At 66.4% G+C, this 6439-nt stretch carries 9 protein-coding genes and 1 tRNA gene; 5 read left to right on the forward strand and 5 right to left on the reverse strand.

Features of this window, described 5'->3' with window-relative positions:
- Positions 1-77: 77 nt before the first annotated feature.
- Positions 78-1175 carry an ABC transporter ATP-binding protein gene (locus QN345_RS02915; RefSeq protein ID WP_134450030.1) on the reverse strand — a complete coding sequence of 366 codons (1098 nt, stop codon included), beginning with the start codon at positions 1173-1175 and terminating at the stop codon, positions 78-80.
- A gap of 255 nt (positions 1176-1430) precedes the next feature.
- On the opposite strand from QN345_RS02915, the gene QN345_RS02920 reads away from it, so the two are divergent.
- The gene (locus tag QN345_RS02920; protein WP_322137233.1) at positions 1431-2345 is read left to right on the forward strand and encodes a DsbA family protein; all 915 of its coding nucleotides are present in this window, start codon (positions 1431-1433) and stop codon (positions 2343-2345) included.
- A gap of 134 nt (positions 2346-2479) precedes the next feature.
- Positions 2480-2555, forward strand: a tRNA-Thr gene (locus tag QN345_RS02925).
- A 36-nt stretch (positions 2556-2591) separates the two neighbouring features.
- On the opposite strand, the gene QN345_RS02930 is transcribed toward QN345_RS02925, so the two are convergent.
- On the reverse strand, positions 2592-2849 hold the full coding sequence (locus QN345_RS02930; protein ID WP_322137234.1) for an antibiotic biosynthesis monooxygenase family protein: 258 nt from the start codon (positions 2847-2849) through the stop codon (positions 2592-2594).
- A 39-nt stretch (positions 2850-2888) separates the two neighbouring features.
- Between QN345_RS02930 and QN345_RS02935 the strand changes: the two genes are divergently transcribed.
- Positions 2889-3302, forward strand: coding sequence for a hypothetical protein (locus tag QN345_RS02935; RefSeq protein ID WP_322137235.1), 414 nt, complete (start codon positions 2889-2891; stop codon positions 3300-3302).
- A 99-nt stretch (positions 3303-3401) separates the two neighbouring features.
- Here the strand turns inward: QN345_RS02935 and QN345_RS02940 are convergent, their stop codons facing one another.
- Entirely contained in the window at positions 3402-3797 is a 396-nt protein-coding gene (locus tag QN345_RS02940) for a VOC family protein (protein ID WP_322140974.1), read from the reverse strand.
- A 150-nt stretch (positions 3798-3947) separates the two neighbouring features.
- Here QN345_RS02940 and QN345_RS02945 point away from each other — a divergent pair, with 150 nt between their 5' ends.
- Positions 3948-4238, forward strand: coding sequence for a DUF4287 domain-containing protein (locus QN345_RS02945; protein WP_134450042.1), 291 nt, complete (start codon positions 3948-3950; stop codon positions 4236-4238).
- Positions 4239-4416: 178 nt separating this feature from the next.
- Positions 4417-5349, forward strand: a complete 933-nt coding sequence (locus QN345_RS02950; protein WP_322137237.1) for a hypothetical protein — start codon at positions 4417-4419, stop codon at positions 5347-5349.
- Positions 5350-5365: 16 nt separating this feature from the next.
- On the opposite strand, the gene QN345_RS02955 is transcribed toward QN345_RS02950, so the two are convergent.
- Positions 5366-5965 carry a DinB family protein gene (locus tag QN345_RS02955; RefSeq protein ID WP_322137238.1) on the reverse strand — a complete coding sequence of 200 codons (600 nt, stop codon included), beginning with the start codon at positions 5963-5965 and terminating at the stop codon, positions 5366-5368.
- A gap of 171 nt (positions 5966-6136) precedes the next feature.
- On the reverse strand, positions 6137-6439 hold a 303-nt coding region (locus QN345_RS02960; RefSeq protein WP_323508441.1), incomplete at its 5' end, for a hypothetical protein.

The raw sequence follows: 6439 nt of genomic DNA on the forward strand, positions 1-6439 counted from the left end.
ACTGTCACGCTGGGCACGGGACGCAGAACGGCCGGGCGGAATGAATCCGCCCGGCCGTTCTTGTGAATCGTTGTCGACTAGTCGGCGACGGCTCCACCGAGGCGGAGGCCGCTCTCGGCGTCGAAGACGTGCAGGTGGTGCGCGGTCGGCGTCAGGTAGACCGTCTCTCCGGCGTTCGGGTGTGAACGGCCGTCGACGCGGGCGACGATGTCGGTGCGCTTGCCCTCGACTGTGGAGTGACCGTAGAGGTAACCGTCGGCGCCGAGCTCTTCGACCAGGTCGACGCTCACCTCGAGGCCCTCGCCGTGGGTGGTCGAGAGGTGGATGTCCTCGGGGCGGACACCGATGGTGACCTTCGGGCCGGTCGCGCCGGCGATGATCTCGCGGGCGACGGGGATCGTGGCGGTGCCGAACTTGATGCCACCCTCGACGGTGTCCGCGAGGAAGAGGTTCATGGCCGGGCTGCCGATGAATCCGGCGACGAAGACGTTGTTCGGCTTGGCGTACAGGTCGCGCGGGGTGCCGACCTGCTGGAGCACGCCGTCCTTGAGCACCGCGATGCGGTCACCCATGGTGAGGGCTTCGGTCTGGTCGTGGGTGACGTAGACGGTCGTGACGCCGAGGCGACGCTGCAGCGAGGCGATCTGGGTGCGGGTCTGCACGCGGAGCTTGGCGTCGAGGTTCGACAGCGGCTCGTCCATGAGGAACACCTGGGGCTGACGCACGATGGCACGGCCCATGGCGACGCGCTGACGCTGGCCACCCGAGAGGGCCTTCGGCTTGCGGCTGAGGTAGGGCTCGAGGTCGAGCAGCTTGGCGGCTTCGAGAACGCGGGCGGCGCGCTCGTCCTTGTTGACGCCGGCGATCTTGAGCGCAAAGCCCATGTTCTCGGCGACCGTCATGTGCGGGTACAGCGCGTAGTTCTGGAAGACCATCGCGATGTCGCGGTCCTTCGGGGGAACGTCCGTCACATTGCGCTCACCGATGAAGATGTTGCCGTCGTTGACCTCTTCGAGGCCGGCGAGCATGCGCAGGGACGTTGACTTTCCACAGCCGGAGGGACCGACGAGGACGAGGAATTCACCATCGGCAACCGACAGGTCGAGGTGGTCGACCGCGGGGCGGGTGGAACCCGGGTAGAGACGGGTTGCTTTGTCAAAGGTGACTGAAGCCATTTTCGGTATTCTCCTTCACCGGCAGGTACGTGCCGGACGATCCGTAGTGATGGGATTTATTGTCGGCCTGCGCATCATGGCAGGATCCGACTGTTCCAGTATGACACGCCCGAACAGGGGGTCTGCGGCGGTTTTGCCCAGCGGATGCGTCGCAAGGCAGCCCCTGTCTGGTCATTTCCCAGACTGGAGTCCTATTATTTGGAGGGCATTTACATAGGAAATGTCGATCCAAAGACCTACCCGAAGCGAGCATTCATGACTATTGGCGGATCTGGCGAGAGTCGACCTTCCCGAAATAAGCGACGCGACGCGGTCCGCACGAAGGCTACCCAGCTGCGTGTCGAGCAGAAGAAGAAGAACCGTCGCAACCGGTTCCTGCTGCAGGGCGGCATCCTGGTTGTCGCACTCGCGATCGTCGCAGTCATCGCACTCGTCGTCATGAATTCGATCCGCCCCGCAGGCCCCGGCCCCGCGAACATGGCCAGTGACGGCGTTCTCATCGGCGAGGGCATGAAGGTCACCGAGACCACGGCCCTCAAGGCCGGCGCCGACGCCGTGCCGTCCACGCCGGATGCGACCGGAACCGTCGCCGACATCCGCGTGTACGTCGACTACCTGTGCCCGTTCTGCGGCCAGTTCGAAACGACCAACAGCGACCAGATCGTGAAGTGGGTCACCTCGGGTGCCGCAACGGTCGAGATCCACCCGATCTCCATCCTGACCAGCAAGTCAGCTGGAACCCAGTACTCGCTCCGCTCGGCGAACGCTGCCGCGTGCGTCGCCAACTATTCCCCTAGTGACTTCTTCACCTTCAATGCCGCACTCTTCGCGAACCAGCCGAAGGAAGGCACCGCAGGGCTGGACGACGCCGCGATCATGGGGCTCGTGACGAGCTCCGGAGTCGCGTCATCCGTCTCGGAGATCAACACCTGCATCACCGACGTGCGCTACAAGGCCTGGGTCGTCGCCGCGACCAACCGGGCGTTGTCCGGGCCGCTGCCCAACACCACGGTCGAGGCCGTGACCGGCACTCCGACCGTGCTCGTGAACGGTAAGCAGTACTCGGGCGCCCTCGATGACCCCAAGGAATTCGCCGCATTCGTGCTGCAGTCCGCCGGAGAGACCTACTCGACGTCGACGCCGACGCCCACGCCGACACCGGCGGGCTGATCCTCGACGGGTCCGCAGCTTTCGTCCGCAGCTTTCGTCCGCAGCGGGCTCCCGGTCGGCGGATGCTGCCGGTCTGGCCCCGCGGACCCCGTTCGTCATTTAGGATGGGGGACCGAGGCGGGAATCCGCCTCATGCCGGCCTGGCGCAATTGGTAGCGCACCACTCTTGTAAAGTGGGGGTTACGGGTTCAAGTCCCGTGGCCGGCCCCACACCCCTTGAAAACACTGGGATCCACGCCGATCCGGTCATGATGGGCGGTTGTCTCGCCGAGAATCTCGCCTATCCCGGTACTGCGGCGACTGCCGGAACCCGATCGTGTGGTCGAGTAGATCCTCCCACTCGACCAGCAGTAGGTACGTGCTCTGCGACTCGATAGACCGCGACAACGACACGCTGAGGCATCCGGGCATGGAGGCGATGATCGGGCGAGCCAGGGTGAAGGCTCGCTCGAATTCAACTTCTCGTCCGGCGATGACGGGCAGTAAGGCGTGTTCGGTGACCACGAGGCCAGTGTGTCATTCGGGGTGGCTACGCTGACTCACATGAACGCAGAGGAACACGCCCGGGAGGTAGATCGGCTGGAGAGATTGAGGACGCTACTCGCGGCCCGGAACCGCATCGAGGAGGTTTCTCGGGCCGTCGTTGCTGCGTCGAGTGACGATGACGCCGCGGAGCGAGTCCGTCGCCTTCTGGGTTGCTCAGAGATCGCAGCGCGGCACGTCATCTCGACACCGTTGCGCATGTACCGTCGCGGCGACGCACTCGCACGGGAAATCGCGGACCTTGAGGAGTACTTGACTGGCGTGGTGCCGCTGGACCCGGCGGTGTCCACGCGCGCCCTGGCTGACGGTACCGAGGACGTAACGGCCGCTCATCCGCTCGCGGAGCTGGAAGCCGGCGAGCCGAGCATCCCTGTCGAAGATATCGTCCGGGACCCGGGCATCCCATTGGACTAGCCCCCAAGGGCGTCCGAAATTCTTATTCGGTGACCAGCCCGATTGCGCACAGTGCCGCCAGTGCAGCGTTCAGGGCTACCAGCGTGCAGAATCTTGACGTCACTGGTCCTGAGTTGATCCCTCCGCGGGCGGATGCTCGGCCAGACAGAAGAGGTTGCCTTCCGGGTCCGCCAGTGTGGTCCACTGCACGTGTGGGAACTCGTCCAGGACGTCCCACTGGTAGACGGCGCCCAGGCCGAGGAGACGTTCGACCTCAGCACGTCGTGACCCCCACGGGACGGTGAGGTCCAGGTGGGCGCCGCGGCGATTCGGATGGGGGGAGTCACAAGGCCGGAAGAACATCCCGAAACCGTTCGCGCCGGCCGGCGGCAGGTAGACGCTATCGCCGCCGGGTGAGGGTGTCGCTCCGGTGACCGACGCCCAGAAATCGGCAAGCGCAGTCGGGTCATGTGCCTCGACGTTGATCGCGCCAAGGGTGATTTGGGGAGCCGTCATCTCGCCGACGCTAGCACGCGTCCGACACGCATCTCTGGACAGCGGATCGCGAATGTGGGACGTCTCCGGTCCAAACGATTGCGACCCGCTCCCGAAGGCGGTTTGATGGACCGGCCCGAGATTCCGGATTCCACCAGCGAAGGAGCAGAGATGTCATTTCAGGCCTACCTCGACAACATCGAAGACAAGACTGGCCTGACCCCGCGTGAGTTCATCACCCTCGCCCACGAGAAGGGGTTCGACGACCCGTCCACGAAGGCCGGCGTGATCGTCGACTGGCTGAAGGCGGACTTCGACCTGGGCCGAGGTCACGCGATGGCCCTCGTACACGTCATCAAGAACGGCGAGAAGATCGACGCCAAGCACGTCGGGACCGGAACCACGCACAGCGATGCGTCCGACACGCTCTGGCTCGACGGGAAACTGAACCGCCCCGGGTGACCAGGTGCACGCAGCCGTCGCCAAGATGTCGTAGTTTGACACTGCAGGCAGACGCCGGGCGTGAAATGGTCGATGATTGCATAGTCGCGCTCGAACGCGCCATCGCGTCGACCGACGCCGCCAGACCAGAGGGATGCACGCCCATGCCGCACGACGCCATCGCCCGGGAGGGAGACCGGTGACAGCAGAGCGCTCCGGACTGCTCGGCTTCGGTCGAACCGCCTGGTTCAGGCTCGCCGTGGCCATCATCCTCGCGATCGGCCTGCTCGCCGCCGCCGTGCTCGCCGCCAAGGGCCTCCGCTCGCTGCCGGCCGTGCAATCCTTCCTGACCGACTTCCCGGGAACGTCGCAGCTGCCGTCCGGGGCGCCCGTCGGCTTCCCGGCCTGGCTGGCCTGGCAGCATGGGCTCAACGTCTTCTTCCTCCTCTTCATCGTGCGTTCGGGCTGGCAGGTCCGCAGCGCCGGGCGGCCGACCATGTTCTGGACCCGGCGCAATACCGGGCTGATACGCACGAAACAAGCGCCCACCCGGATGGGCATCAACGTCTGGCTGCACCTCTCGGTCGACGTGCTCTGGGTGCTCAACGGGCTCCTCTTCTACGTGCTGCTCTTCGTCACCGGCCAGTGGGTGCGCATCGTTCCGGTCAGCTGGGACATCATTCCCAACGCCGTGTCGGCCGCGCTCCAGTACGTCTCGCTGGGCTGGCCGGTCTCCGACGGCTGGGTGAACTACAACGCCCTCCAGACCCTGAGCTACTTCACCATCGTGTTCGTGGCCGCTCCGCTCGCGCTGGCCACCGGCATCCGCCTCTCGCCGCTCTGGACGTCACGCCGGCTGAGCGAACTCGTCCCGCTCCGCCCGACCAAGGCGGTCCACGTCGGCGTGATGATCGTCTTCCTGATCTTCGTCGTCGTGCACGTGACCCTGGTCTTCGCGACCGGGGCGCTGCGCAACCTCAACCACATGTACGCCGTGCAGAGCGACGACGGCTGGACCGGATTCTGGATCTTCGCGGCCTCGGTCGTCGTGATGATCGTGGCCTGGTTCGCTGCCGGCCCGCGCCTGCTGCGGGCGATCGCCTCGCTCGGCGGCACTGTCATCTCGCGCTGAGTCGCACCGGCGACGGTCAGCGCTCCGCAGACTCCTGCGCGGCCGCCTCGACGCGTTCCCGGTAGCCCTCCCACCAGGCGCGGTCGGCCGGCGGCATATTGTCGTTGCCCTGCCGGAGTCCGACCTCCCCGTCGATGAGCTCTCGGACGAGGTCGGCGTGCCCGGCGTGCCGGTGCGTCTCCGCGATGAGGTGCACGAGGATCTCGTGCAGGCTCGCCGCGCTCCGATCGCCCGTCCACCACGGCACCCGGCCGATGGTGTCGAGCGTGAGCGCCTCGATCGTCGCGCTCGAGTGCGCCCCGACCCGGCGGTAGAGGGTGATGAGCGACTCGCGGGACTCGTCCGGCTTCGCCCACATGTCCGCGTTGAACTCGACGTCGTCCGCCGTCCACGGCAGCGGTTCCGGGAAGGGCCGGCCGAAGACGAGCCCGAGATACCCGGCCTCGACGCCGGCCATGTGCTTGACGAGTCCGAGCAGGTTGGTGCCGGTCGGCACGAGCGGGCGCCGCACGTCGTACTCGCTGAGCCCGTCGAGCTTCCAGATCAATGCTTCCCGACCCGACACCAGGTACCGCGTCAGATCCGTCTTGGCTGCAGTCTCCGTTGCATCAGTCATCCCGCCAGCCTCGCAGACCCGGCTCGGCGGGCCAAGCGATCCGTGCTGATCCGGTCCGACCCGGGTCGATCCGGGCGGGTCTGCTCCAGGACCCATCGACCGGCTGTGGGCGCCGCGCGACTGCGCGTTCCGCGATCCGTCCGACAACACGGCACGCGCAGGCCGAGCGACCTACGGGCGAGCGCTCGTCTGGTCGAAGTCGGGGCTCACGGGTCGGCGGATGCTGCCGGCGCTCGACAGTCCGATGGCCGGCAGTCCCACAGCGGGGTAGTCCGCCTGCGGCCACACGATCGGCTCGAGCTCCCGGCTCTCCGAGCGGGGCCGCGGCCCCTTGGCGAGGAGGACGACCCAGACATAGCAGCCGACGAGCGCCCAGAGGAACCGGAGCACGACATCCACGAGCGGTTCCAGGAAGGTGGCTTCGGCATCGTCGAGGCTCGGGCTCCGCGGAACCGCGGAGGCGGAGGCAGCAGG

This window comes from Cryobacterium sp. 10I1, from assembly GCF_035019805.1.
Lineage (GTDB): Bacteria > Actinomycetota > Actinomycetes > Actinomycetales > Microbacteriaceae > Cryobacterium > Cryobacterium glucosi.